The sequence below is a fragment of the Bdellovibrionales bacterium genome, assembly GCA_018266295.1.
Taxonomy (GTDB): domain Bacteria; phylum Bdellovibrionota; class Bdellovibrionia; order Bdellovibrionales; family Bdellovibrionaceae; genus JACMRP01.
In genome coordinates this window covers 125,430-151,890 of record JAFEAQ010000022.1, presented here as the reverse complement: position 1 = coordinate 151,890, position 26,461 = coordinate 125,430, and the positions used below count along the sequence as shown (strand labels likewise).

Below are 26,461 nucleotides of genomic sequence, written 5' to 3'. Positions count from 1 at the left end.
TTAAAGTTCTTTAACCAAATTAGCCTCAATCAAACTTAAGAAATGCTTCTCAAGCTTTTTTGCCAGCCCCTCATTTCGGATCAAAACACCGGCCTCGATATTGCGGGAATGTGCCGCCTCGGAGAAGTTGGCTGAGCCAATATAGAGTTCAGAAGAGTCCTTAATAATGCATTTCGCGTGTAGAACTGCTTTTTCGGAGTTAACGCTATTGTTGGCTCTTGGATCGTAATAGATTTCCGGTTTTTTGGGCCACGGCCAATTGTATCTAAAAAATTCTTCCTTCCTTTTGGCGGCTAAAGAAAGTTCATCACCCGTAACTTTATGATCCTGCGAAAGATTCATGAAAATAATCACTTTGAAATCTTCCATGTATGAAAGGTGTTGTGCAAGATCCTTAAAAATCTCCTGTCCCATATAAAAAGAATAGCCGGAAATGATAACCGATTTGGTAGCAGATCTAAAAAGGTCCGCTACAACCACCTTCGTGTCGCGATTGTGTACACCAGGAATTTCTGGTCCGGTCCACACGAGATCAAGTAGGGCATCAATGTTTTGAGCGCGTTGAGCGCGGTCCTGCTTGATTAGGGCTAGGCATTTTGAAGTTCCTGTTGGACCGGCCGCGGATAATAGCTCTTCTAAATCAACGTAGGATGCATCCGCAGCGTATTTGCCGATGACCTGCTCCAATATCATACGATTGAGAGAACTTTTGATTCTTCCTTCTGTTATTGCAGAAAGAATAGAGTCTATTGTCGTATCAGTAAGTGTTGAAATCCCTTTCACTAAACCCCCTCAAAAAAACAAACACCCTCATGTCCAAGTGTTGGGACCACAAGAGATCTGTCTAGGAATTCATTACCCATTTCGCAAGATGTTTCAGAAATTAGAAGGCATCCGTGGCAAGCCGCGCCCAATAGATTCGAAGGATCATGTTCATTCGATGGATTATGCTGAACACAGACGGGATCGTTGGAACAAAGCTTTCCACCTTCCAGAGCAATTCGCAGATGCTCTTTGATAGATCGACCAATCTCGACAAGACCGCCCATAGTTCCTTCGGCGTCAGATGTTCCGGTATAGATCAATATTCCATATCCATAGGTCTCATCAGCATAAATTCTTTCTTTGAGTGAGCTGGCAGGATATCCGCACTCTAAAGATACCGATGAAATCAGTAGGTGAGACAATGAATGCAAGAGCGCGTAAGGCATCCCTGCGAATTTCCGATTTGAATTAGAGTGTTGCTCAGCCCAGATTTCAAAACCTCGTTTTAAAGTCGCTTCACGAGCTTTAACTTCGGGCTTTTCAGTCCACTTTTTAATTGCTTCCTTTGAGAAGCCGATAAATACGCCTTCGCCTTTATTTTCATAAGCGGGAAACCAGGTTTGGTTTTCGCTTGTAAGCGCAGCTCTTTGTACGTCAAGATCCAGGTCGCCAGAGATATCTGGGGTGGCTGCTTCAAATCTTGTGAAACCAACTTGAACGACGACTTCTTTTAGACGGTGAACTAAAACAACCTTTTGAATATTTTTGGTCCATTGCGCTTGCCATTCTGATTTGGGCAAAGATCGAGCCCAAAATGATTGATCCTGAATGCCGGTTCCTATGTCATCAGCCTCGGACATGAAACGTTCAATTTCAGCATGTTTTGGAGGTTTAGTTGGTGAAAAAATATTACTCTGTCTATTTTGGATTTCTTTAAAGACCTCTTCATCTGAAAAGTCCTTTAAAGCTTTATCAACAGCGGGAATATCCTCACGATACATTTTTATTCGATCAATAGATCTAAGGTTACCGATTGTTTGCCAAATGCTATCAACTGCATTCTTAACAGTCTTCTTCGCTTCAGGAATGGAAATAACGCTAATAACTTGTGGGAAATATGCATTACTTGCAGTCCGTACCAGTAAACGACTCATCTGATTGCACTGAGGTTCCTTGCCGTTTGCGCCAAGCCAAGGGCGAAGACCATCGCACCATCCTAAGGGAGGATTATTGTTATTGAAAGTCGTGGCATCTAGAAGCCTGCGTTTTGCTCCACACTCACATCTTACAACAATATCCGCGAGATCCCCGGAAGCCCCCTTTTCGTCAAAGTACATTGTTCGCTGGGAGCACAATTGTTCCCCGTGAACAAATTTTCGCCAATTGATGTCGCCAATATGACCGTGAGTACATGCTCTAACGAAGCGTACCGGGACTACATCAACTTTCTTTCTTTTTTCATGGTTGAAATACTTTCCACCTTGTAGGGAATCAATATGAACTAGGTAGCGTGATTTATATCCTTCTACTAAATCGTAACTCTGCTGGGTGACGAAGTAGACGGGAAATTTATAAGCGAAGATATTGCCGCTTTTTTCGACATAGTCTTCTCTTGAAATAGGTGGCTCCCAAAACTCAACGTGGCCAAGTTGAAACCAATTTCTTACTAGGGATGCTAGGCGATCCTCCTCAATCTTCTTTGGCGGGACTGATCCGAATCTCCAATTATTCAGTCCACCAATAATGACCGAGTGATCTGGGAGATCCACCATTGCGCCAGGTCCAAAAGTGGTCACAACCTGACTTTTTCTTATTTGGCTTTTACTCATTGGTTACCTCTTCATCAGCTTCTCCGCGAGTGGAGACAAAAATATCAACCGATTCTTCAACATCCCTCATTGATCGTCCGGTTCTAAATTTACGAAGTTGATCTGCAAGTGGTGAGCTATCTAAATCCGCGTCCAAGAAGTCAGAAATCAAATTTGGAACATTCCCTGCTTCATGTGCATATTGTAGGCCACCGTCGGCAGACTCGTAATATGTCCATATTCTTTCCCATGAGTCTAAAAGGTCCGTAATTCGGTTTATTAAATCCGACTTCATGATTTCAACTTCGGATTCCGGACGGGTTCTTAGGCTGCTCACTCGGGCAATGAATGTTTCCACCAAAAGAGTTTCTATTTCTCGCCTTCTTTCTCGAATTGTCTGAGGACAGCGTGGTGCCGTCATCCCTTGCAGGCCGTGACGAGCAAGGGCGATTGCGGCTCCAGCGAATCCTTTATCTAGTGCACGAGGTGAAAAGGGAGTTACACTTGTCGCTTCGACATTTCGATAGAATGTTTTGTGTGTGTATTCAAAACGTTCATAGAAGGAACGGTCGCGGTGTCTATGAACGTTGTATAATGCCACGACAAGCCCTGGACGATTTTCGTCTCGGCCAACCCGTGAAGTTGCTTGGATGTATTCTGAAGTGGTTTTTGGTTGCCCGAAGACAGCCATTAGCCCGAGTCGGGTAATATCCAAGCCCACTGAAATCATATTAGTTGCAAGTGCAACGTCGACAGATTCCTCGTGGCCGTGGTTAAGTCCTAGTTTTCTCTTTGCCTCTGTTACATCACTGGTGTTTACTCGTGATGTAAGCTCGACAAGATTGCGATCGATCTCTCTGTTCTTAAAACTACCTTCGGTTTGTCCCACACGTTTGCGAGATTCAATTCTTTGAAGCCAACTTGTGACTTCATCTTCAACAATTCGGCGCGCACCACCAAGCTCCCTCAAACTATTGAAGTAGGACAGCAGAGTCATATAAGGATCTGCTGGATTAAGGCCATTGCCTTGATAAGACGCATGAATTTTATTTGCGGCTCCCAGTAGGGCGGTGAAGACCCTCAGCAGGATTACTTTTGTACTTCTACCTTGTGCAGCAACGCCAACATAAAGACGCCCAAGTTCACGCTCAGTTTTGGTCTTTGCAAAAAAGGAATCTCGAAGATCTAGACCGGGCGGAGGGAAGATATCAACTTTATCTTTACCAAAGAGCGCATGTATCTGTCGTTGTGCTCTACGGACAGTCGCAGTGGATGCAATTATCTTAGGGCCAAAAGATTTCTCACCAGTTTTCATCTCTGAAAGCTTATAGAGAGCACCTTCAAAAAGACCAACCATTGTTCCCATTGGACCTGAGATCAAATGGAGTTCATCTTGTATAATCAGGTCAGGTGGGCGTAAGCGACTTAGATTGGTGCCATTGATAGGAGTACCTTTGCCCGGAAATGCTTCGCCGTAAAATCCGTTTCCATCGGAGCGTGTGGCATTTCCAAATAATTGTCCTGTTTCCGCCAACCAAGGAAGACTTGCGAACTTATCTACAGTTGCAATCAAGAAAGCGGGCAGGCGTTCATAAATCTCTTCGTCAACTCCCAAAATTGGAAGGTGATTTTGACCGGCGAAATTACATTCATTTGGTCGTGAAGCACAGGTAACAAGCAATCGTGTTGGGTGCTGGTCATCAGGATGTAAATTAAAAGAATTACTTCCTAATTTTTCCCCACACCATGGGCAAGCTTCAAGAGGTATTGGCGCAGGCTTATGGGGATAGTTTCGTTTAAACGAAGAAACTCTAGCCTTGGCCGTTTCTCTTTGGCCGTCACCAGTTTCGCCAAGACGATTTGGAGTGGCGGCACGTCCGACCCATAAGCCGATTTCAAATGGCCATTCACCAAGAAGTTTAGGCTCGGCCTTTCTTTCAAGTTCCAATGCACAGATCAAACCAGCTGCACGGCCAAGCTGATCAAGTGTGAGCAGGCGAAGCGTGTAGCGCATTAGGACGCTGACACCAGCGGAAGATTTGCCGGGATTAGTAAGGCGACGATAAATCAGTGTGAATGCGGCTAAACCTAGATATGCTTCAGTTTTACCACCACCGGTAGGGAAGAATAGAAGATCTACGATATCTCTTTCAGAAGATTTTGGATCAGCTATGCCCTTAAGATTCAAAAGAACAAATGCCAACTGGAATGGACGCCATTTCGGCTTGTCAGTTGCCTCTGGAGATTTGTACTTACTTTTATTCGTGAACCAATTCCTTCTTCTTGCTGCGGTAGCCATGACTTTATTGGCAAGGCAGAAAGCTTTAAAAACTGTTGGGTCTTTCAGCAGCTTGATGCCATCATCAATGCGCTTAAGGGCAGTTTCTTGATTAAATACCAGTAGGTCCCCAGCCTGGGATCTTCTCTTATCAAGTGACTTGGCAATTTCCTCTTGAGTCTTAATCCAATCGGCGTATTGAGTACTTAATTTGGAAAGATCGGAGATCAGGTTGTCAGGGGATGTGTAAGTCGCAAGAGCCTCCATTTCAAGAGGAACATCTTTAATGTCATTTGAAGCTACAACCTTTTCGACGATGGCTTCTGGGATCCATGTCGTTTCAATGCAAATACATTCATTCTTATCGTTAAAATGATTTTTTGTTGCAACACCATGACCTACGGAAAACTCGCATGTATCGCGGTACTGAACATCCGCAATTTTTTCGTCCGAATCATCCAGGATTAGGCCTTTAAGATTGGGGCGAGCAAGAAATGGCTTATCAGCGCAGACTTCCAATGAGACTTGGAAGATAAATCCTAAATCACGGAAAAATTGATCTGCGACTATTTCTTTCTCATTTACTAGAAATACTGAAAGTGCCTTGGCGTCCTTTGGAATATTTCCCAGTGATGTCCAGTCGTTTGGAATAGATTGTCGTGACAACACTAACGACAGACCAATAGCGTTGGGGACTGGTATAGCCTTTGATAGATCTTTCCCGAGATCGATAACAAGTGTTTCAGTGCGGGGTGTTCTCTTCCAATAAACTCTATTTTCTTCATATCCGGGATCAAGTTTTGCTGCTTCTTCTTTAGGAAGTGAGTTGTATTGTCCCCACTGAATTTTTACAGATAAGGTCTGAGCATCGCCATCAATAATGCAACTTGTACCGATAGATGACGGGAAGAAATTTTTCTTTTTTGGTGGTTTTTCTGGAGAGCCGTTGTCATCGATGCCACCTTTGTCGTCTATTAGATCAAGTTCGTCGTTTGAGCTTTCTTCATCGGATTTCGTTTCTAAAGGAGCTCCTTTAGGTGCAAGAAAGCCCGAAAGATACATTTTGGAAGGAGCCAAGTTGAGAACTTCTTCTTTGTGTTCTTCTTTGTTTGCAGGACCAACTAAATCTAGACGAACAGATTTAACAATATTTTCTCTTACATCATGAGACCTCATTGCTCATCCCCTTGCATGGCTTGTTGTGCAGCATATCTAGCATTTAAATCCATCAATCGACCAAGAATCTGATCTCTATCAGAGTCGGACCATCTTAAGCGAGTAGGTGAGTCACCATCTTCATCGTCAAAATCAGCTAGAAACTCAGCAATTGGTTTGAAGTCTGACCAGCCATAAGCGCTCAGTACTGCTTCATCTAATTGATTATGAAGTTTTCGAAGGTGAATAATATCCGGGGTGTTTTCAGATGAGTCATGAAAACGATTATATATTTTTGTCATTCCCTCATTGCTTTTAATCATTAGATCGCGGCGGAACTCAAAGTATTCGCGCCCGATTTCCTCCAGCATTGTGTTTTGTTCAAAATATTGTGGAAATGGAAATGTTTCAAAGCAGTCAGTTGGAGTATAGCTTAAGTCGTCCTTCATGGTTGATCCGAAGAAACGAGCCCAAACTTCATGAACAGTAGATTGAAGGGTAGCGAAGTAACAAAACTTCTGCTGAGTTATAACTATCAAACGTTGATCGAAAACCCAATCGGATGGTAGAAATGTAAACATTCTATGTTTACTAACTTGTGAGGTGACGATAACTCTGGTTAGATTTTGTTTTTTTATAGAGGAGTATAGATCAATTGCAGTTCTGGCAAACTGCCACCATTTTTCGGCTCTCTTCGCTTGGTCAGGGCTTAGTCTCTTTCCATCCTTTTCTCTTTCTGGACGTACTTTTTCTTCGACGATAGAGATTAAATCTGGATACTTTTGACGAGCGTCACTCTCGCTCATTTCGCCAAAATTAATTATATATCTTGAATTTTCGTGTTTCGGACTAGTATTGACGTCCTCTCCGCCAATATACGGAAAGATACACTCATTGTTTCTTTTATCCTTCTCGATTATTCGATGCATTTGATCAAAGGACGTTGAGCTTTTATTTCCGCTATCTTCTGCAAACGTGAAACCGGTACCGACAACTACGCATCCTTGGAAGCTCGTTCCCTGGTTTCTCAAAAGTTGGACGGGGCTGGAATGAATTTGTCCCGAGAACAGAAAAGCAGTAATATTTTCAACTTGCCGATTGTCTATAAATTTAGAATTGATCAAATTTGATTTACTTAACCAAACAACACTGACTACTACAGCGGCTTGTCCTGGCCATCTAAGTCGCTTGATTGCACAATATATCGTTCCATTGTTTTGACAGATCCATCCGAGCCCGCTTTCCCTGGTATCGCCTTGAGCAATAGTATTGGTTGCAATAAATCCTAAACAGCCACTCCCGTTTAGAAGATTAAATGCTCTTCTAAAAAAATGAGCAACTAAATCAGAATTACCATGGCTATCTACATGAATGCACTTAAGCCAATCAATAAAGCCCTCTCCGTTTGCGATTGAAATTGTTGACCGCCCAGCAAAAGGAGGGTTGCCCACAAAAATATCAAATCCAAATTCTGAACTATTAGATGGGTTTTGAAAGACCTCCGGGAACTCACATTCCCAGTGGAATGGTTTAAGGTTTTGAGTATTCCTTAACCAAGAAATTTCGTGATCTAGACCTTTGAAATGTGTAAATGGAATACCTGATGCAAACCAAGCTTCAATTACTATCTGAATTCTTGCGAGCTCTTCTTTGCGAGATTTTAGTTTGTCTTTGGCAAAAAATGTATAAATAACCGCATCGCCAATACATCGAAGGTCATTGAGTAAAACATCTTCCTCCAATTTAAGAGCATGTAGCTGTTCAACCGGTGTATTATCTGCGGAGGTTGATATAAGGCTCCGTATTTCACGCACCCGATTCAGTCGTTGTGCAATTGAGGCATGGGGCAATGAGGGGTTAGGTCCACTTTCCCATGTAATAGCAAGAATTTGAGAAATACTTAAACCAACTAAAGAATCTCCGCACTTCAGACAATGATCTAAAAACGTAAACTCATGCTGTTTGGCAAACGTCGCAAGCCATAATGATAACTTTGCGAGGTTTACTGCCATTGGATTTTTATCAACGCCATAAAGGCATCGTTGAGCAATCATTCGGCGTGCATATAAAAGTTCATCCTCATCAAGCGGAATTTTATTGCGAATATTTGGGGTATGAATGGCCCAAGACTTTACGAGGATCTCGCTGAGTTGACGGCAAGCCTCAACTAGAAAAGCGCCAGAACCCATCGCGGGATCGCAAACTTTCAATGCAAGAATCTGCTCCGGTGTTGGATTCTTTCCAAGTCGGTCAAGTGTTGGTCCTAATGCTTTGGTTACAATAGGTGCAGTTAGTGATCGCGGTGTATAGTGAGATCCCGATCTACGGCGTGCATCGCTTGGCTGGAGAATCATTGCGCCTTTTTCAACAACAGTTCTGGTTGCCCAATCAGCAACCTTTGTGCCCAGTGCCGATACAAGTTCGTCACAATTGGTCGCAGATTTAATGGCATCACCAATTCGGCCTTCAAACTTATTGTCTGTGAGTTCTTTTAGTTTAGCCGTCCTTTTGGCAGGAGTTACATGTAGGATTTCATTTAGATTTACTACAACAGGTGCACCATGGCTCTTTGCGGGTTTGATAGCGATTGATGGCCCTGTGGCAATTTCTAGTTGGAAGCCCATTACAGTTTCATAAACTGAGCCAATCTGCTCTACGTCGAGGGCGCGATAAGAAATTCGTTCGCCATCTAAGGTCATTAAGTTTGAAAGTACTCTCCAAACAACTCCATCAGATATTTTGGGTGGATTGAAGTGAGGACTCTCAGTCGTTCTACCTTCAAGGAAAGGGAACCTGTCTGGATCGAAAAGATGGCCCTTTCGGCCCGGAATAGAATCAGTTTCCAATTCGATTCCGTCATAAATCAATCGGTATAGAGAAAGCAGGTGTGCCCATGCCCCATATCTAAGATCCATGCTGTCGTGGTGCTTACTGAAGTCTTCACGGAGTTTCGTGAATAATCCATTGATAGAATAGTTGTTTAGGAAAACTGGGTCTGAAGAAATAAGATCGCGATCTTCTGCGTAAAGAGTGAAAACTGTTCTAAGTAAAACAGTTAACAGGCCATGGTAGACTTCATTCTTATCTTCTTTTAGAACATTTTTAAGTAATTTCCCCTTTGTTTCTTCATGCGCTGCTTGGAATCCGCGAATCAATTCATACAATGCTGCCAACACCTGCTGCGATAGCTTCGTAGATACATCGTTTTGAAATTTTCGACTCTCCGTTAAAAGATATTGAAGTCGCTGTTTTGGATCACCCTTAAATAGGCGATCTTCGCCAAGCAATAGCTTCAATCCAGCAAGAATTGGTCTTCCCTGAACCTCTCGCATAAATGCGAAGGGGAATGTCATATAACCTGAAGTTTCGCCTTTTGGAGAGTACACAATTCGTAAAAAGTTGTTATTGATAAGAATACCAAGCGAAATATTTTTTTCGCGAAGTAGTCTTTCAAATTTGGTGTGGGGAGATGCGTCCCATGCTCGTCCGGTCACTTCTTCATTTGCATCAAACTGAAGGCTATCGACATATTTAACTAAGATGTCAAATTCACCCGTATCGATATTCCTAACTGCATGGTCTGGCTTTAAGAGCGTTTCCCGTTCTGGCAAGTACGCCTGGAGATCTCTAATGTCATCGCCTGAAGCCAAATCCTCTTGGCGCCAACCTAGGAAACGAGTAAAAAGATTAACGACGCGAAGGGGTAATAGCTGACCTTTGGGATCTAAGAGAGACTTAAAAGTTTCTTGCGCCTCAAAGACATCCTTTTGAAGTCGTAACTGTGCGTGCTCTAGGGCATTTGCTGATACAACCAGGCCCACTGGTTGCAAGGATGTTATCCATTCACGGTGTTCTTTTAATACGTAGTTCTCACTCATCTAGTTCGTCTCCGGCCACAAATACACAATGCCAACGGGTTCAAAACGGGTGGCGCGTACTGAGTATGATTCTTTAACTTTTTTAGGTTCGTCCGATAGCTCTTGTTTTAGTGCTTGCAATCGGGAGGCCCAATATCTCTTGTTTGCTTCTAGCTGTTCTTTCTCCTTCGCCTCAAGTTGCTCTTCGAAGGTTGGAAGATATGGAGTTCCAGCATAATCCTTGTTTGAAAGCTTTTGTTGGAACTTTTGAACAGCTTCGATCTGTCTTTCTATAATTGCTTTAAGATTGTCAGATTCCTCTTGGGCCCTTTTCTCAAGATCGGCATAAGCCTTTTCAGTGTGCTTGTGCGCCTTTTTCAAGAGAGGCTCTTTTAAGTCGTCGATGTCAGCGTTAAGGCCATCTTGAAGGGTTTCCACTACCTTTTTGTTGATGGAATGTTTTTTCTTCGAGATTGCTTTGAATAGAGAATCTTTGGTTTTTGTGCTTGCAGCTTCTGCTTCAACCTTAAGCTTTTTTCCTTTGCGAACCTTCGCTTCAATCCATTCAGAAGAAACACTAACTATTTCTTCATGGAGACGGGTCGCACGGTCGCCGTAAAGGGCAATTCGTCCAATAAGGACTACTTTTGGAACTGCGTCTTCAGAGCTGGCAAAGCAAGATCTGGACAGATCGTCATGTGCAAAGCCTTGTGTAAGTAAGCGCCCAAGAAGTCTTTGAGATAATTTGTGTTCAAGATGCAAATGGACGACAGAGTCATCCATCACGCCGATGTCTTCAAATACGATTGGGCGGATTGGAGCTGATCGTCTCCATTCACCAACGGATCGTTCGTTTGCCATAGGCTCTCGCAATTGATCGATGGTCTCCAGCCAGCTTGTTTTTTTGGTAAGGCTGTCCTCGGATGTCTCGATCAGATAGGCTTCATGGTCGCGGATTTCTGTCTTTTTCAGTTTTGGTGCTTTAATTACATCAAGTCCAACTTCGACAGCTTGACGGAACTGATCCTTGGAGAATCCGAGCCAATCCATTGAAGAATCCAGCTGCTTTCGAAGATCTTGAATATTTTTGGAGATTAAATCCTTTCGGTCATCTTCGTCCAAATATTCTGCTTTGTATGTTTTCTTTCGTTCTTCATCAAGTTGAGAGTCGCTGATCTTTTGGTAAAGATCGTCAATGGTCTTTCTTCTGATGATTGATCCTTTGAGATCTTGAGCTAGACGATCTTCAATAACTTCAGCTAGGCTTCCAAGTTGCTCCCTGATGAGTTTGGTTTTGTTAATTAGGACCTCTAAGATGCGGTCTTCCGGTCTAGCTTGGTAGAAGAAGTAGTAGCAAAAAACAGCTTCTGACTCTTGAAGTTTTCTGTCGATACGACCGTTTCGCTGTTCCATACGACTTGGATTCCAAGGGACGTCAAAGTGGAAAAGATTATAGCAATATTTTTGAAGATTGAGACCTTCTCTTGCTGCATCGGTACATATTAGGATTCTAAGAGGCTCTTTTTCAGGATCAGCATTAAATCTTTTTTTAATAAGTTCACGCTTTTCAATTGAAGTAGATCCTTGATAAACCTCTATTCTCTTGTCGGCTTGATCCGTGTCTTCAATAGCGGACTGTAACTGTTCTTTGATGTATCTCTTGGTATCTTCCCATTCGGTAAAGATAATAACTCTTTTATCTGTCCATTTTTTATTCTTGGATTTTGAGTCCCCGAGTTCAGGGCATTGATGTTCTTTAATCCACTCAAGCAGCTTGAGGATTTTTTGATCAGGTAGCCCGCGCGATTTGTTCGCAAGGGTTTCCATATCTTCAAGAAGTCTAATTTCTTGCTCAATGCCTTCTTTGGGTCCAAGGCCAATTTTTGAAGCACTTATAGTTTGAGCATCTGACTCAAGTGCCAAGGTCTCTTCATCGGAAAGAGCTCTATCATCATCAGCGCCGACTCCCTGCTCAAGGAGCTCAAGAGTTTGTTGTGTGTCTTCAGTTTCGACTTCTTTTAGTTGTTGCTCTAATGAGCTGATTACCGTTTTTTTGTGGACCCTAAGTGTTCGGTAGAAAGCTTCCACGGAAGACAGAAGTCTTTGTTGAAGATTCGACATCACCAGGGTTGATGCATTTTGAATAGACTTGCGGGATGCTTTAAGACGTCGTTCTCGTAACTCAATGTATTTGTTTAAGAGTTCGAAAAGTTTGATCTCTGGAACTTCGCTCCCAGTATCTGCAATATCGACTTGAATAACTTCACGTACTGGCAATCCGCCTACGACACTTCGCAAATCATCCTTAAGCCTTCTAATCATGACTTCTTGACGGAGTTTTGGATTCACCGGAATTCCCCGTGTGAAGCGATGTGGGTCAAGAATTTCTAATAGAGCAGAGAAACTATTGCTATGACCGTTGTGTGGAGTAGCGGATAGGAAGATTCGATGCTCAAATAGCCATGCAAGTTCGCGAGTAGCTTTTGTTAGCTCTGAGTCGACTGCAAACTTAACACCACTTGCTGGGGCTGCGTGGTGGGCTTCATCCATGATAAATAGTGAGCCCATTCGTTCTGAGGCTAATAGATCGCGAAGTCCCGACATGTATGATTCATCAATTAAAAGTTTTTGTGAAATCAGGAAGCGAGTGTTTGTTGACCAAGGGTTGATGGCGTAACCACGCTCTTTTCGTAGGTCCCTGATAAACTCTCGATCAATAATTTGAAATGACAATCCGAAGCGATTTTCTAGCTCTGACTTCCACTGTGGAATCATTGATGGAGGTGCCGCCACAACTACGTAGTTTACTTTTCTTCGTAAAAGAAGCTCACGAATGATCAGGCCGGCTTCGATAGTCTTTCCGAGCCCCACGTCATCGGCGATGAACAAGTTCACTCGTGGCATTTGCAGAGCACGGCGGAGAGGTTCAAGTTGGTAAGTTTCAATTTTAATACCAGCTCGAAACGGTGCTTGGAAAAGTTTAGAATTTGTCGCCGTTACACAATTCCAGCGAATGGTATTGAGATATGCTGCGAACTTCTCTGGCGGATCGAATCCTTTTTCGGCGATTTTATCCCAGTTGTCTGCTTCGATAATTTTTCTATCGAGCTCTTTTTCCCAAAATACTTCTAATTTCTTCCCTTGGTCGTCATCATCGATGCAGGCGAGGGTAAGAGTGGTGAGTTTTGTCTTTGCGCTCGTCTTAACGGCTTCCACGAGATAGCGTCTTTGGCGAACTTCGACAAGGTTACCAACAATAGGGATAGATGTGTTCACAGGCTGTGTTTCTGCTCCCAAGGGCCCTCCGTGGTTAACTTGGGTATTCTCTTTAAAATCTAGATGTTTAGCATAAGAAAAGGCCTGCTGTACGGCAAGCCCTCATCCTGATTAGTTATTTGTTTATATGCTGCGCACCATAGTGATGGTGTGAGAGGACTATTGTTCGTTCGCCATTGGGAGAAATGGTTGGCTTACTATTATTAACGAAAGCTTTCTCAAAATGAGATCCCATTGCTAACTTGGATCTCAGTTTGAAAAGGGCCTAGTGATTTTTGTATAAGGATTGGACTGACTTTCGTAAAATCATAGAATGGAGAAAATTGATTTCAATTCGCAAGAGGCCTGGTCTGATTTATTGAGAGGGGTTGATTTAGAATCCCTACCTCCAACCACTCAAAATCTTACTTCGGCAGATTTCGGGGTAGACGATCTAGTACTTTCTGTCTTAATTGGATCGGCAGGTGCGTTGAGTTCTATTGCCCTGGCGAAGCCGGGTGTTCATCTTCATAAGAAAGCACATCAAAGTGAGTACTTTGGGCACGGCAACGCTCCTGTGGACTCCGTCAGAGGATATTTGCATCGGCTGAGATTTGGTCATGATATACTTAACCCCCAAGAAGTTTTCAACCTTAATGCTGAACATTACGGCAGTCCTATGAAAGGATTGGCCGCTTGGCTGTCTCATCTATTCATGGATTCCTTTTCAAAGGAGGGCATGCCCCTTCCCGGGAGTAGTTATTTTAGAGATTATTTTGAAAAAAATGGTCTTCCTGATAAGGAGGTTTATCAGAAATACTTGACCATTAAGGGACGTGATATTGCTGGCTCAATGTTAGTAGAGGGACTAATTAAGCTTTATCTCTCTGTTCACACAAAGGGCTGTGATTCGAAACAAAGAAATTCCACGAGAGAATCGGCAGTTCGATTTTTTTCGCATAGTTTTTGTGTGTTCGGTGGACTGTCATTGTCGCCAAAATCTATTGCAAGCGCTAACTGGCCATCAGTTGGTCTTGCATCAAATGCTTTATTTCACCTTTTAAAAAATCAGATGACCGATAGTAAGCAATTAGAGCATTGCCTCAAGATTATCGAAAGGAATCAAGAGGTTGTCTTGTCTTATGGCTCTTTGGTCAATGAGTTTGAAAATTCAGTTCTTAGTCGACAGAAAGATTTGAGCTCCCGCATTGAATCCTTAGTAGATGAAGATGTGCTATTAAGTAATGAGGCGCAAAAGTTGATTGCTAATGGGAGGGCTAGATAATATGGAGCCAGTCACTGTTGGGATCATCGCGTTGTTGTCCCTGCTGGGTGGGGCTGGTGGTGGCGGTGCCGTTGTTGCTCACAAGAAAGATAAGAAGATAGCCGACCTTCAAGGCAAGCTAAAAATCTTGCAGGATGAACTTGTTGAGTCGAAGAAGCGTGAAGCAGTATTGGCATATGAACTTAAAAAATCTCAAGACCAAGTTATTTTGCTTGAAGCGCTTCTTTTAAAGAGCCACGAGGAGAGAAGAGGATTGATTGAACTGTTAAATCAATCGCAGACTATTGAATTGAATTATAGAAAACTGATTTGGCTTTTGATTACACTTCGATTGTTTGATTTTTTGAGAAGCCGGGATGATCTCATCGCGAAGAAAAGTAGTTACTCCACACAGAAACTATATGTTGAGTCCTATATCGAAAAAGCTAATCTGGAAAAGAACGATTTAGTAAAAACTATGTCGGCATTGTCACAAGAAAAAAGTGATCTGCAGGTAGAGGTAAAAAGTAAGGAAGACCTTGTTCTCCAGGCTGAAGAGGTGCTGAGAAAACAATCTTAATAAAGCCAATTAAGATCGTTCTACGGAATCAGCCATTTCAATGATAGTGCAGGCTTTAACAAGTTGGCGACCGAGTTCACGGGCTTTGATAGTCTCAAATCTCTGGTCACCTCCAATTGTTTCAACAATATAAATACATCCTAGGCGGTCTAAATTTGCCAACGCCATCTTTACTTCTTCGCTTGGGCCGGGCTCAAGTCTTGCGTTAGGTAGTGGACTCATCATCGTGGCACTATTTGGTAGGTCAGATGTAATAATCATTCCATTTTCATTTACGCAGTTTGGAATTGAAAAAACCGTCATTAAAATTTGTGCTTCCAATTTGGAAAGATTTTTGAGGATTTCAATGAACATCAGATTGTTGGAATTTGTTGTTTCTGTGTCGGCCGAATTCGCTAGTAATGCCGCCCAGAGAGTTTGCAGATATTCGTCGTCTTCAAGTGATGAGTATTCTAACAGAGGAACAAGTTCTTTAATTGGGAGATATCTTGATGGGACATCTAGACCTTTTTCTTCCATGAACGCGGCTGCTTTTAAAAGCATTTTCTGCTGATTTTTCCACCTATAGAACTTTAGCTTGTCTGTTAAAATGCCCGCAAGTTCCTTTGTCGGCTCATCGGTAAGCACACGAACAAATTTGATAGCCTCTGTGCCAAATTCTGAAGCGCTTTTAACTGCCTCCGCTGTTTTAGATATACTTTCGATTTCCATTTTATGCCATTTCTTGATTAGAGCCTATTGTATGGCCGTCTCTGCGTGAAATTTGCGCTAAGATACTGCTCGGAAGTTTGTTGTACAAGTTGTTCAGTCTTTGCTGGCGGGCGATCAGTTCCTCGCAAAGGAAGTTAATTAGTTCAAATAGACTAATGGAGATTTCAGCAACATCGGCGTCATCCATTTTTCCAGGATGAACAGCGCTATTTCCCGTAACTCTAACGATATCTAGGGCCTGTTGAACTTCTTTGGGCAGGCCCTTAGACACAAACGCTTTAATTGTGTCGTTAAGGTTAGCTTCTTTAGATCCTGCATGTGCGAGCAATTTCTCCAAAGCCAATCGTAGTAAGGCCGCAGACGCTCTGGGGGATATTGCGATCAAACTCGCTGCTTCCACGAAGTCTTTTTTACGTCGTCCGGTAAATTATCATGTGGAAAGTGTTTTACGGGATTAGGGTAGACAATTTCGCCGATCAATACGGTTTCTTCGTTGATGAACTCGGAACGGACTAACCATACAGACGTATTTTGGCAGGTTTGGCAAGTGGACAGTCTGATTCGTTGTTTAAAGCGCCCTTCACCATTCGCTTCTGTATGCAGCCAATGCATTTGTGCCATTACGTTGCAGTGAGGGCATGTAAAGGCACCAGCTTTTAACTCTGGAAGAACTGTAGTCTTAGGGCGCGGAATCTGAATTGCCATTTACTTAATCTCAATCCATTGTTTAGTTTGTTGAGATAATTTCAAAGCCGATTCGAATTCTTCATTCATCGTAAATTCAGTTTTTGGTAAAGAAAACCGTTCAATTTGCCATTTATTATTGATGAGTTGAGCGTGTGCAAAAATCACTGATTCTTCGGATTGTCGAATACTGTATACGATTTCAGGCTGTTTTGCTGCCATGGTTTGCATTCCTGGGCGAACGCCACCGCCGCCACCAGCTCCGCCAAGCTCAAACGTTCTGTCTGGGCGAACCATGAAGTTGTTCATCATAACGCCGCCGCCGCCAGATCCTCCGGCGAAAGCTGCGGATGCAAATACTGTGATAAGTAGAGTGACTAGAGATTTCATTTATTGATCCCTCCCTTGGAGTACGTCAACGGCTGTAAAAGTCATTTTAAAAATACGATCCTTGTTTTTGGCTTCTGTCGAAGCTTGGTAGGCCTTCTCGAAGGCCTTGGCGACATCAGAGTAAAGTTCCTTCAATATTTCAACATTTGATGCGAAACATCTGTGATCAACTGCCATTAAAGCGTCTTCTGTAAGCTGATTTATGATTTGGTGAGAGATCAAAGAATGTTCTTCAATCACTTCAGTCTTTTTCTGGCTCGTGACGTTGAATTTAACAAAATCTTTACCTTTGATGGAGTAGAAGGCGCCGTTTTCTTTTCTGAGATAACCCAGGACGGCAAGTCCTTCCATGGCTTCTACAACAACGTCAACAGGCAGTTTAACTCGTTGAGAAACCCAAAGAGGTGACGGTTGGAAGTCGGGAAGGTCGAAGGCTGCAAATACAACCCACCAATCTGTGTTCTTCCGATAGTTTTCAAGAGCGTCAGCATAACTAATGGGGCTTAATGCGGCCCCAGAAGCCAGTGTCGGCTCTGTATGGTTATTTGTCTTAGTGTCTAGCAAGGCTGCCTCCTTACTGTTTTAATTGAATCACGATATTTTCTGAGTCGTTTAATTCTGTTTTTCGTATCGGGATTCTTGTCGTTTCTAAAATTCGCAATCAACGTATCAGTGATGGTCTTTCTAGTGATCGGTGCAGTCTGCTCCAGCAGGAAACGAATGTCCTCGCCAATGGAAAGATCGTCTTCATCTCCAAGTGCTTTACTGATTTCCTTTTTCACAACTGACGTCACATCCGCGCCAAGAGAGGAGAGGATGTTGAGCATGGCTTCAGAGCGCAGTTCCGATGAGTTATTTAAAAACCTCGAAATTGCGGTGACTGATACACCAGTTTGCTTGGATAGCTCTGTTTGATTGACTCCACGAAGAGTCATCAGCGTCTTTACGAGCGTGACCAAAATTCCTCCCTCAATATACTGCCCGTTGTTTAATTCGGCGTTGCCGAAGTATTTTCTAAAGAAAATCCCAAATACAGAAAAAAACAGCGAAGTTCTTTTTCTCTTATAAATCGTAAATGCTGGTCAAAATAAAGTGGTATTGTCGGGCTATGAAGAATGCCGTTCTCACGATCACGCCCAATCCTTCGCTAGATATTAGTGGATTTGTGGATCGTATTATTCCCAACGAGAAAACCTATGTTCAGGATGAGGCCCATGCACCTGGTGGCAATGCTATCAATGTCGCCCGTATTTTGTGCCGTCTCAAAGTTCCGGTTGTTGCTTCTGGTTTTTTGGGCGGTGCCGCGGGATATGAAGTCGCGAGTCTTCTAAAAAAAGAAAATATTCGTCAGCACTTTATAGCGATCAAAGAACCCACGCGGACCAATGTAACGATTTCTAGCCGGCATCATCATCAGCAGACCCGCTTAAGTTTTTCAGGCCCCAGAATTGAGCCTCGGGAAAAGGATCAGCTTTCAAGATTTGTACGAAGTCAGCATCACATGGGAATACTCGTCATCGGCGGATCCCTACCTCCAAATTTTTCGGTTCGAGATCTCACAGGATTCATTTCGATTGCGCAAAAGAAAAATGCAAGTGTGGTTATCGACTGCCCGGGGGCGATTCTTCGGCATCTGACAAAACATAAGCTTTTGTTGATAAAGCCCAATCTAGAAGAGTTTCAGTTAATGACTCAAAGTCGGGTGCGGACTCTCTCCGCAGTAAAAAAGAAAGCTCTTCAGCTTTTGCAGAGCGTGTCTTATGTCTGCGTTTCTTCTGTCGAGGGCGGAGCTCTTTTGGTGACGTCCTCCGGTTGTTTTTTTGGCCGGATTCCGCGAGTGAAAATAAGATCCACGGTCGGTGCCGGGGATTCGATGGTTGGTGCCATGGTGGCTCAGCTTTTCAAAGGCAACTCATCTGCTTCAGATATATTGCGATGGGGGCTTGCCGCCGCCGCTGCCACCTTGAGCGAAGAGGGAACGACTTTGGGATCGGCCTCGCAGATAGAAGAGCTTTATAAAAAGACTGTGGTTATAGAAGTCTCATGATCCTTTGCAGAGATTTACGGGGCCTATTTAACTGGGCATGAATTTTCGCATGAGCTTACGCTTTACGGCTTCGACCAGGAAAAGATAGATAGTCGTTACGATCAAAATCAATAAAATTAATTCCCCTGAGATTGGAACAAAACCTAAATCTGTCGCTAGCGGAGAGTAAGGGATCATGAAGGCGATAAAAACAATACAGAGGATTGTGACAGTTAATAAAAGGCTTGGGCGACTTCGAAAAGCGCTTCCTGCGGTTCGTATACTGAAAATAACAAGGGTTTGTGTCGCGAGAGATTCTAAAAACCAAGCTGTATGAAAGAGCTCTGCGGAAGCGTGAAGGATTCTTAGAAGTATAAAAAATGTGATAAAGTCAAAAATCGAACTGAGCGGTCCGATAAATAGCATAAAATTTCGAATCAGCGAGATATCCCAGCGCCTTGGCTTAATCGTAAAAGTCTCGTCAACGCGGTCTGTGGGAATAGAGATCTGGGCGAGGTCATAAAGAAAATTATTAAGAATAATCTGCGCCGGCAGCATAGGTAAAAACGGTAAAATAACCGAGGCCGCAGCCATGCTAAACATATTGCCAAAGTTGGAGCTTGTGCCCATCAGCAGGTACTTCATCATATTTCCAAAGGCCATTCGGCCCTGAATAATGCCTTTGTGTAGCACTTCTAAATTTCTTTCGAGTAAAATAATGTCCGAAGAGTCTTTGGCTACGTCGGCCGCAGTAGAAAATGAGATGCCAATATCCGCAGTGTGAAGTGAGGGAGCATCGTTAACTCCGTCTCCCATAAATCCAACCACGTGCTTTTTCGATTTCAGAGATGATAAAATGCGGTGCTTTTGAACGGGAGAAACACGCGCGAATAAAGCGGTGTTTTCGGCGGTCTCGGCAAGACTCAAATCATCTAAAGCATCCAATTGATCCCCAAGAATAAAATTCTTGGTATTTAAGCCAATCTGTTCGCAGAGATACTTCGCGACGAGTTCGTTATCTCCCGTCAGTATTTTTATTTGAACCCCATCTTCTTCAAGCTTCCGAATGGCTTGCACGATGCCAGGCAGAAGAGGGTCTGAGAAAGTGATAAACCCATTAAACACGAGGTCTTGTTCTTCTTCCCGGGAAAATACCGTGGTTTTTGAATCTATTTTTTTAGATGCTACAGCCAGAGTGCGTAAGCCTTTTTCATGCAGGCTATTAAAGACGGCTGTGATCTCAGCTCGGTCTTCTGTGGTGAGAGCTTTTTCTCCTGCTTCGCTGGTGTAAAATTCACAGACTTTTAAAACGCTTTCCGGAGCGCCTTTAAGAATCAGAGAAAGGTCTTTATCTTGTTCGACAATGACGGAAGCTCTACGTCTTTCAAAATCAAAAGGGATTTCGTAAATTTTTTTGATATTATCGAGATTGACTTCTTTTGCTTTTAAAAGGCATTGATCCAGCGGACTATGAATGCCACTTTCATAAAAACTATTGATATATGCTAAACGAAATACATCTTCTGTCGGAAGTCCTCTGGGGTTTAAAACTTGGTCAAGGCTCATGATACCAGAAGTGATCGTCCCGGTCTTGTCACTGCAAAGGATGTCAATACTGCCGAAATTTTGTAAAGCGGAGAGGTGCTTTACAATCACCTTGGAGCTTGCGAGTTGTAAGGCCCCGCGGGTCAGGGTGACTGCCGAAATGACCGGAAGGAACTCAGGTGTCAGCCCCACGGCGAGAGCGACAGCGAAAAGAAGAGACTCAAGAATTTCATGTTGTTTTAATGCATTGGCGACGAATACAAAAAGGGTTAAGGCAATAATCGTCTTGAGGATGAGGTAGCCAAAAGTACGTACGCCACGGTCAAACTCAGTCTCGGGCGGCGGAGCTGTCAGACGTTCGGCAATATGCCCGAACTTAGTTCGCAGCCCCGTGGATAGGACCACGGCGGTTGCTGTGCCATTCACTACCGAACTGCCAAAATAGATGACTGTCGGCTCTTCGGTATTTGAAACATTTTTTTCCACCGGAAAAGATTCGCCGGTCAGAAGGGCTTCTTGCACATGAAAATCGCAAGAGCTTAAAATACCTGCGTCGGCGGGAATGAGATCCCCCACCGAGAGCTCGATGATATCGCCGGGAACGAGTTCGCTTCTGTGGATTTCTCGCTTTTGGGCGTTCCTGATGACTGTGGCCGTGGGGGCGACACTTTTTTTAAGATCTTTAATCGCTCTTTGCGAACGATAAGTTTGAATGAAATTGATCACAATACCTATTACGACCATAAGGAGGATGATTGTGGCATCGACGGGTTGGTGAAGAGCCGCGGAGATGATGCTTGCAATGATAAGAATCAGAACCAAGGGGCTTAGAAAGAGGCGAATAAATTCGCGCGCAAGCTCGAACTTGGGTGTTTCGGAAAATTCGTTGGCGCCAAACTCCTTAGCGGCTTGGGCGGCCTCCTCTTCGCCAAGTCCATCGTGAGGCCGTGCAGATTTAAATATCGTAATTTCTGATTCGGTAAGACCCATTGCTAAATGATCTTCCTGTTTGCTCTTCTTTTTAAGTCGAATTTATTTCTGAGCATTTGCAATTTAACCTTGGTGTGTGGCGTAGCAGGAGTCGTTGTTTTTTACTGTGTCATTCTCCACGAAACAGAAAGACACCGCGAGTCTTCTATGAGTGCTGAGATGTGATTTGCAGGACCCCTGTGCCTTTGATTTTATCGTTCTTTAGATCCAAAAGGGCTTTGTTGGCATCTTCGAGACTATAAACAGTCACTTCAGGTTGAAGATTCATTTCACTGTGCTTTTTAAGCAATTCTTTTCCGTCCTCTCGAGTATTTGCCGTCACGGAGCGAAGGTCTTTTTCATAAAATAGGTGTTTTTCATAATTCAGTGTTGGTATATCGCTCAAATGAATCCCGGCAATAGCTAAGGTACCGCCACGTTTTAATGTGCTCAGTGCATTTGGTACGAGTTCGCCGGCAGGAGCAAAGAGAATAGCCGCGTCGGTTTCTTCGGGGATTCCTTCGGTGGAGCCGCTACTCCAAAAGGCTCCCATATCACGCGCATGTTTTTGGTGTTCTTCGCCTCGAGTTACGACGGATATTTTTCCTTTTTCATGAAGAACGATTTGGGCGGTAATATGTGCGGAAGAACCAAATCCGAAAATCCCCAGATGATCACCTGGCTTGAAGTTACTTCGTTTTAGAGCCCGATATCCGATAATTCCGGCGCAGAGTAAGGGAGCCGTGAGAATGTCATTTGTGTTTTCGACTAGGGGATAGATAAAACTTTGATGAGCCACCATGTATTCGGCATAACCACCATCGAAGTCATATCCCGTAAATTTTGGCGATACACAGAGATTCTCTTTGCCGACAGCACAGTAGGGGCAATTGCCGCAGGTATATCCAAGCCATGCGGCGCCAACTTTTTGACCGAAGCGGAGTCCGGTTACGTGAGTTCCTAAAGCTTCAATAGTTCCAATCGCCTGATGTCCCGGTATGATCGCCATTTTTTTTAGGGGGAGGTCGCCTTCGATAATATGTAAATCTGTACGGCAAATGGCACAGCAAGAGACTCGAATAAGAACCTCCTCAGGGCCCGGCGAAGGCCGAGGAAGAAGCTTTAGAGCCAGCGGCTTTTGTTCAATAACGGCTTGTTCTTCTAAAACCATGGTTTTCATCAAGGGATGCATGAGTTTCCTTTTTGAAGAAGATCATATTAATTTCTATTTTGTCTGCAAGTCGCCGCCGTGAAAATTGCTAAAAGAAACGCAATTTCAAGTGGCATAGATGGGCTCCATCTTACTTTTTTTAGTTTTATTTCTTCCGTAAATTTTCATTGGAAGAACGCAGTACTATCCAACGCTTTTCTTAGGATTTATCAAAACATCGAGATGCATTTTTCTAAGTTAAGGAGGCTTCTTTGACTCAATTTAAAAATCGTAAGGAGGCTGGGCTCGCTCTGGCTGAGAGGTTAAATTCTTTTAAGAAGGATCATCCTCTGATTCTAGCGATTCCGCGCGGAGGAGTCCCGGTGGCCTTTGAGGTTGCTCAAGGTCTGGAAACTGATTTAGATCTGCTAATGGTTAAAAAAATTGGAACTCCTGACTATCCCGAAGTAGCCATCGGGGCGGTGAGCGAGGATGGACGGCCTCGGTATGACGAGTCTCTGATGAAGCGATTGGGAATTTTGAAATCGTCTTTGAAACCTTTGGTTGAAAAGAAGAAGGAAGAACTTCGGGAGCAAATTCGCGAGTTTCGTGGAATGAAGTCGGCCGTCTCTGTGGAAGGGCGAACGGTGATCATCGTCGATGACGGAATTGCGACGGGGACTACTTTAAAGGCCGCGATGGATTTACTTTTATTGCGTAAGCCAAAAAAGATCATCGTGGCCACCCCCGTGGCTCCTAAAGAGACCGTCAAAGAGCTCTCTAAAATTGCCGATGAACTCATTTGCTTGTTAACGCCGTCACCGTTTTACGCCGTCAGTGACTACTATTCTGATTTCAAGCAAGTTGCTAATGAAGAAGTAAAGAAACTGATTCAATCTGCTTCGCAGGAGCAAGAAGAGCCATTTTACCGAGAAATGGTTTTTAGGGACGGAGATGCCGAGCTCAAGGCGGACTTGCAACTTGTCGAGGAGATGAAGGGTGTTGTGGTTTTTGCTCATGGCAGCGGCAGTAGCCGGCAGAGCCCGCGAAATAAATATGTGGCTCAAGAGCTGAATAAGGCAGGTTATGGGACCTTGCTTGCAGATCTGTTGACGGAAAAGGAAGCGAGTGATCGAAAAAATGTGTTTGATATAGATCTTTTAGTGCAAAGAGTTTTGAAGGCGACGGACACCATGATGCCTTACCTGCCGTCGTTTGATGTTCCTATCGCCTATTTTGGTGCAAGTACGGGAGCTGCAGCCGCTCTGGGGGCCACCGCAAAAAGTCCGCGCGAGATCTTTGCTGTCATCAGCCGAGGCGGGCGGCCGGATTTGGCCAGGACCTATCTTTCACAGGTCAAAGCCCCGACGCTCTTAATTGTCGGTGCGGAAGACAGCCAAGTGATTCCATTAAATCAGTCCGCGGCGGAAAGACTTAAAAATGTGAAACTTGTATTGGTGCCGCGCGCGACTCATTTATTTGAAGAGCCGGGCACTTTAGAGGAAGTTGTTGAGTATTCGCTAGATTGGCTGGAACAGTTTTCGCCACAGCCCAAAGTAACGTTAAATCCAGTGGAAGGTGTGGTTCGTGAGATTCAAAGTCTTGCTCAGCCTATAAAGAGTGAGGGGGCTTGGAACAATCTGATTCAGCAGATTGCAAAGGCCAAGGTCGTGATGCTCGGAGAAGCCACCCATGGAAGTGCCGAGTTTTACAGTGTTCGTCGTATGATTTCCGAAAAACTGATCCGTGATCACGGCTTTGATTTTATCGCGGTGGAGGGAGATTGGCCGGATTGCCAGAAATTAAATGAATACATCCGAACCGGTGCGGGGGGATCTGCACAAAACATTATGAGACAGTTTCATCGATGGCCGACGTGGATGTGGGCCAATAATGAGACGGCCTCTTTAATTGAGTGGATGCAGAGTTTTCAGGCCGGTTTCTTTGGATTAGATGTTTATTCTTTATTTGAGTCTATGGACTATGTGAAAGCCTATGCGCAGCAGAATTTAGAACCAGCTTTGGCTGAGGCTATTCAAAAACGCTATGCCGGTTTTGATCCTTTTGAAAGAAATGAAAAAGCTTATGCCCAATTCCTGCTAAAGTTTCCTGAAGGATTTCGCGGTGAAGTTATTCAAAACCTGCGAGAACTTTTAAGAGTGCGTTTGGCGGATGTTGGTGAAGGCAATTTGGGCCTCTTCAGTGCGCAACAAAATGCAAGAATCGTCAAAAATGCCGAAGAGTATTATCGGTCGATGGTGTTCGGCGGAGCCGATTCCTGGAATGTGCGCGACCAGCATATGATTGAAACGCTGGATTTACTTTTGCACCGAGGACCCCAACCACGTAAAGCGATCGTTTGGGCACATAACAGTCACATTGGCGACTATCACGCCACGAGTATGCTTGAAGAAGGCTATGTAAATCTTGGAGGCCTGGCGCGGGAAAAATTTGGACAAGATCAAGTGGCACTCGTGGGCTTTGGGAGTTATCAAGGAGAAGTTTTAGCAAGCCCAGCATGGGATAGTCCCGAAACCGTGACGTCACTTCCTGAAGCCCGAGAGTCCTCATTTGAGTTTTATTGTCATAAAGCTTCTAAAACAATCAACTCTCAGAGATTTTATATGACCTTTGATTCCGCAGCTAGGAATTCGATTTTAGGAAAAAGAAGGTATGGTCATCGCGCTGTCGGCGTTGTTTATGAGCCCCGCTTTGAGAATCATGGCAGAAATTACGTACCATCGGTCATGGCTCAACGTTACGATGCGTTTGTGTATATCGATAGAACCTCGGCGCTGCGCTCAATTCCAACGATTAAAACTACTCAAGAGCTCCCTGAAACATGGCCAGGAGGAGTTTAAAAAAAGGAACAAATCTTGCGTGGAGGGAAAATGAAAAAGTTAATTCCTTACTGGGTGGTCTTTGCAGTCGGGTCGATTGCTTTTACGCAAGTCAAGCCGCTTATGGATCAAATGCAGATCGAGTTGTTCAAGTTAAAGCCCTATATTGTTTCTGAAGTGAAATACACCGATCCAAAAAACCATGATGTTGTTGATGGTTCTCTTAAGAGAATGATTGAACTCAGTCAAAAAATGAATCATGAGTCCATGATTCGCCGATCGGGACTCTTGGTCTCTAGTGATGTTCTCAATCAGCAACTCAGAGAAGCGGAGGCTGTCTATGACAATGGCCAGTCGGCTTATTCCCTGTTGATTCTTAAATCTACGTTAAGCGTTTGCATGAGTTGTCATACTCAAGGTCCAGGAAGTTCCACACGTTTTAGTGAGTTTAATAAGAATCAGACACTGACAAATTCGTTTGAAGAGGGTGAGTTTCTTTTTGTCGTGCGTGATTTTTCCGGGGCGATGAAAGCCTATGATAAAGCTATCAAAGCATACCCGAGCAATTTGTCGGCCGAAGATGCGGAAAAGGTCGTTCTGCGCCAGTTGTTTTACTACGTGCGTGTCAAGAGAGATTTCGCGGGACTTATAAATGCTCTTAGCGAAGATTCTAAAAATCAAAATCTTCCGGAACATCTTAGTAAAAAAATTAAAGACCTCAAAGGGGCCGCCGAGAAATTGAAGAAAGAAAAGTATCCGGCGTTTAAGAGCTCAAATGAAGAAGAGTTGAGAAAGTACGCGGAATCTAATTTAAAAGACGAATTGGCAGGCAAGTTTAACTTTAATAGTGCCGACAGGGAATTAAGTTATTTGAAAGTTTCCAGCGTGCTTCATCAGTATCTGCAAAATTATCCCGGTACGCATCTTAAACCGGATATTCTCTATTGGCTTTCACTCAGCGAATCACGTTACAGTCATGACGCCTTTTATTCTTTTCCGGAGCTTTACTTAAAGCAATGCGTGCTTGAGTTTCCAAAGAGTCCCATTGCCAAAAAGTGTTTGACGGAATATCAGGACCTTATTGCCGTGACTTTTACCGGTACGAAAGGTGCTCAAATCCCAGAGGCTGTCTCAACTCAGTTAAAGACGATGCAGGAGCTGGTTAAAAAAGTGAATGACTAAAG

Annotated in this window: 17 protein-coding genes; 5 read left to right on the top strand and 12 right to left on the bottom strand. The window is 43.7% G+C overall.

Annotated features, from left to right (window positions below; translation table 11 throughout):
* Genes JSU04_20170 through JSU04_20150 form a run of 5 tightly spaced genes read right to left on the bottom strand, consistent with a single transcriptional unit; the run spans position 1 to position 13,160 of the window.
* Positions 1 to 783, bottom strand: a complete 783-nt coding sequence (locus tag JSU04_20170) for a hypothetical protein (protein MBS1972635.1) — start codon at positions 781 to 783, stop codon at positions 1 to 3.
* Positions 783 to 2,594 carry a DUF1998 domain-containing protein gene (locus JSU04_20165; GenBank protein MBS1972634.1) on the bottom strand — a complete coding sequence of 604 codons (1,812 nt, stop codon included), beginning with the start codon at positions 2,592 to 2,594 and terminating at the stop codon, positions 783 to 785. Before JSU04_20165 ends, JSU04_20170 begins: the two co-directional genes overlap by 1 nt.
* The gene (locus JSU04_20160; protein ID MBS1972633.1) at positions 2,587 to 6,027 is read right to left on the bottom strand and encodes a hypothetical protein; all 3,441 of its coding nucleotides are present in this window, start codon (positions 6,025 to 6,027) and stop codon (positions 2,587 to 2,589) included. Before JSU04_20160 ends, JSU04_20165 begins: the two co-directional genes overlap by 8 nt.
* Positions 6,024 to 9,884: an N-6 DNA methylase gene (locus tag JSU04_20155; GenBank protein MBS1972632.1), complete on the bottom strand. Its 3,861-nt coding sequence runs from the start codon at positions 9,882 to 9,884 to the stop codon at positions 6,024 to 6,026. The genes JSU04_20160 and JSU04_20155 overlap by 4 nt, the downstream gene beginning before the upstream one ends.
* Positions 9,885 to 13,160, bottom strand: a complete 3,276-nt coding sequence (locus JSU04_20150) for a DEAD/DEAH box helicase family protein (protein MBS1972631.1) — start codon at positions 13,158 to 13,160, stop codon at positions 9,885 to 9,887.
* 292 nt (positions 13,161 to 13,452) lie between these two features.
* Here JSU04_20150 and JSU04_20145 point away from each other — a divergent pair, with 292 nt between their 5' ends.
* Together JSU04_20145 and JSU04_20140 are read left to right on the top strand one after the other, a co-directional pair.
* The gene (locus JSU04_20145) at positions 13,453 to 14,403 is read left to right on the top strand and encodes a hypothetical protein (protein MBS1972630.1); all 951 of its coding nucleotides are present in this window, start codon (positions 13,453 to 13,455) and stop codon (positions 14,401 to 14,403) included.
* Between the two features lies 1 nt (position 14,404).
* Complete coding sequence (locus JSU04_20140; GenBank protein ID MBS1972629.1) at positions 14,405 to 14,962, top strand: hypothetical protein; 558 nt, start codon at positions 14,405 to 14,407, stop codon at positions 14,960 to 14,962.
* A gap of 9 nt (positions 14,963 to 14,971) precedes the next feature.
* On the opposite strand, the gene JSU04_20135 is transcribed toward JSU04_20140, so the two are convergent.
* From JSU04_20135 to JSU04_20115, 5 genes are all read right to left on the bottom strand, one after another.
* Positions 14,972 to 15,673 carry a DUF4393 domain-containing protein gene (locus JSU04_20135; GenBank protein MBS1972628.1) on the bottom strand — a complete coding sequence of 234 codons (702 nt, stop codon included), beginning with the start codon at positions 15,671 to 15,673 and terminating at the stop codon, positions 14,972 to 14,974.
* 1 nt (position 15,674) lies between these two features.
* Complete coding sequence (locus tag JSU04_20130; GenBank protein ID MBS1972627.1) at positions 15,675 to 16,073, bottom strand: DUF4145 domain-containing protein; 399 nt, start codon at positions 16,071 to 16,073, stop codon at positions 15,675 to 15,677.
* Positions 16,074 to 16,378: 305 nt separating this feature from the next.
* Complete coding sequence (locus JSU04_20125) at positions 16,379 to 16,747, bottom strand: hypothetical protein (GenBank protein MBS1972626.1); 369 nt, start codon at positions 16,745 to 16,747, stop codon at positions 16,379 to 16,381.
* Positions 16,748 to 17,311, bottom strand: coding sequence for a hypothetical protein (locus JSU04_20120; GenBank protein ID MBS1972625.1), 564 nt, complete (start codon positions 17,309 to 17,311; stop codon positions 16,748 to 16,750).
* The gene (locus JSU04_20115) at positions 17,305 to 17,706 is read right to left on the bottom strand and encodes a helix-turn-helix domain-containing protein (GenBank protein ID MBS1972624.1); all 402 of its coding nucleotides are present in this window, start codon (positions 17,704 to 17,706) and stop codon (positions 17,305 to 17,307) included. The genes JSU04_20120 and JSU04_20115 overlap by 7 nt, the downstream gene beginning before the upstream one ends.
* 149 nt (positions 17,707 to 17,855) lie before the next feature.
* On the opposite strand from JSU04_20115, the gene JSU04_20110 reads away from it, so the two are divergent.
* On the top strand, positions 17,856 to 18,794 hold the full coding sequence (locus JSU04_20110) for a hexose kinase (protein ID MBS1972623.1): 939 nt from the start codon (positions 17,856 to 17,858) through the stop codon (positions 18,792 to 18,794).
* A 27-nt stretch (positions 18,795 to 18,821) separates the two neighbouring features.
* Here JSU04_20110 and mgtA read toward each other — a convergent pair whose 3' ends face one another.
* Positions 18,822 to 21,308 (bottom strand): magnesium-translocating P-type ATPase, encoded by a 2,487-nt coding sequence (mgtA, locus tag JSU04_20105; GenBank protein MBS1972622.1) that lies wholly within the window; start codon positions 21,306 to 21,308, stop codon positions 18,822 to 18,824.
* A gap of 145 nt (positions 21,309 to 21,453) precedes the next feature.
* The gene (locus tag JSU04_20100) at positions 21,454 to 22,479 is read right to left on the bottom strand and encodes a zinc-dependent alcohol dehydrogenase family protein (protein MBS1972621.1); all 1,026 of its coding nucleotides are present in this window, start codon (positions 22,477 to 22,479) and stop codon (positions 21,454 to 21,456) included.
* Between the two features lie 230 nt (positions 22,480 to 22,709).
* Here JSU04_20100 and JSU04_20095 point away from each other — a divergent pair, with 230 nt between their 5' ends.
* Positions 22,710 to 25,298, top strand: coding sequence for an erythromycin esterase family protein (locus JSU04_20095; GenBank protein ID MBS1972620.1), 2,589 nt, complete (start codon positions 22,710 to 22,712; stop codon positions 25,296 to 25,298).
* Positions 25,299 to 25,328: 30 nt separating this feature from the next.
* On the top strand, positions 25,329 to 26,459 hold the full coding sequence (locus JSU04_20090; GenBank protein MBS1972619.1) for a hypothetical protein: 1,131 nt from the start codon (positions 25,329 to 25,331) through the stop codon (positions 26,457 to 26,459).
* Positions 26,460 to 26,461 lie beyond the last annotated feature (2 nt).

Excerpts from the sequence above, each read along its gene's own strand:
- JSU04_20090 (MBS1972619.1), top strand. The coding sequence starts at position 25,329 with ATGAAAAAGTTAATTCCTTACTGGGTGGTCTTTGCAGTCGGGTCGATT.
- JSU04_20100 (MBS1972621.1), bottom strand. The coding sequence starts at position 22,479 with ATGCATCCCTTGATGAAAACCATGGTTTTAGAAGAACAAGCCGTTATT.
- JSU04_20160 (MBS1972633.1), bottom strand. The coding sequence starts at position 6,027 with ATGAGGTCTCATGATGTAAGAGAAAATATTGTTAAATCTGTTCGTCTA.
- JSU04_20140 (MBS1972629.1), top strand. The coding sequence starts at position 14,405 with ATGGAGCCAGTCACTGTTGGGATCATCGCGTTGTTGTCCCTGCTGGGT.
- JSU04_20145 (MBS1972630.1), top strand. The coding sequence starts at position 13,453 with ATGGAGAAAATTGATTTCAATTCGCAAGAGGCCTGGTCTGATTTATTG.
- JSU04_20165 (MBS1972634.1), bottom strand. The coding sequence starts at position 2,594 with ATGAGTAAAAGCCAAATAAGAAAAAGTCAGGTTGTGACCACTTTTGGA.
- mgtA (MBS1972622.1), bottom strand. The coding sequence starts at position 21,308 with ATGGGTCTTACCGAATCAGAAATTACGATATTTAAATCTGCACGGCCT.
- JSU04_20110 (MBS1972623.1), top strand. The coding sequence starts at position 17,856 with ATGAAGAATGCCGTTCTCACGATCACGCCCAATCCTTCGCTAGATATT.
- JSU04_20155 (MBS1972632.1), bottom strand. The coding sequence starts at position 9,884 with ATGAGTGAGAACTACGTATTAAAAGAACACCGTGAATGGATAACATCC.
- JSU04_20135 (MBS1972628.1), bottom strand. The coding sequence starts at position 15,673 with ATGGAAATCGAAAGTATATCTAAAACAGCGGAGGCAGTTAAAAGCGCT.
- JSU04_20125 (MBS1972626.1), bottom strand. The coding sequence starts at position 16,747 with ATGAAATCTCTAGTCACTCTACTTATCACAGTATTTGCATCCGCAGCT.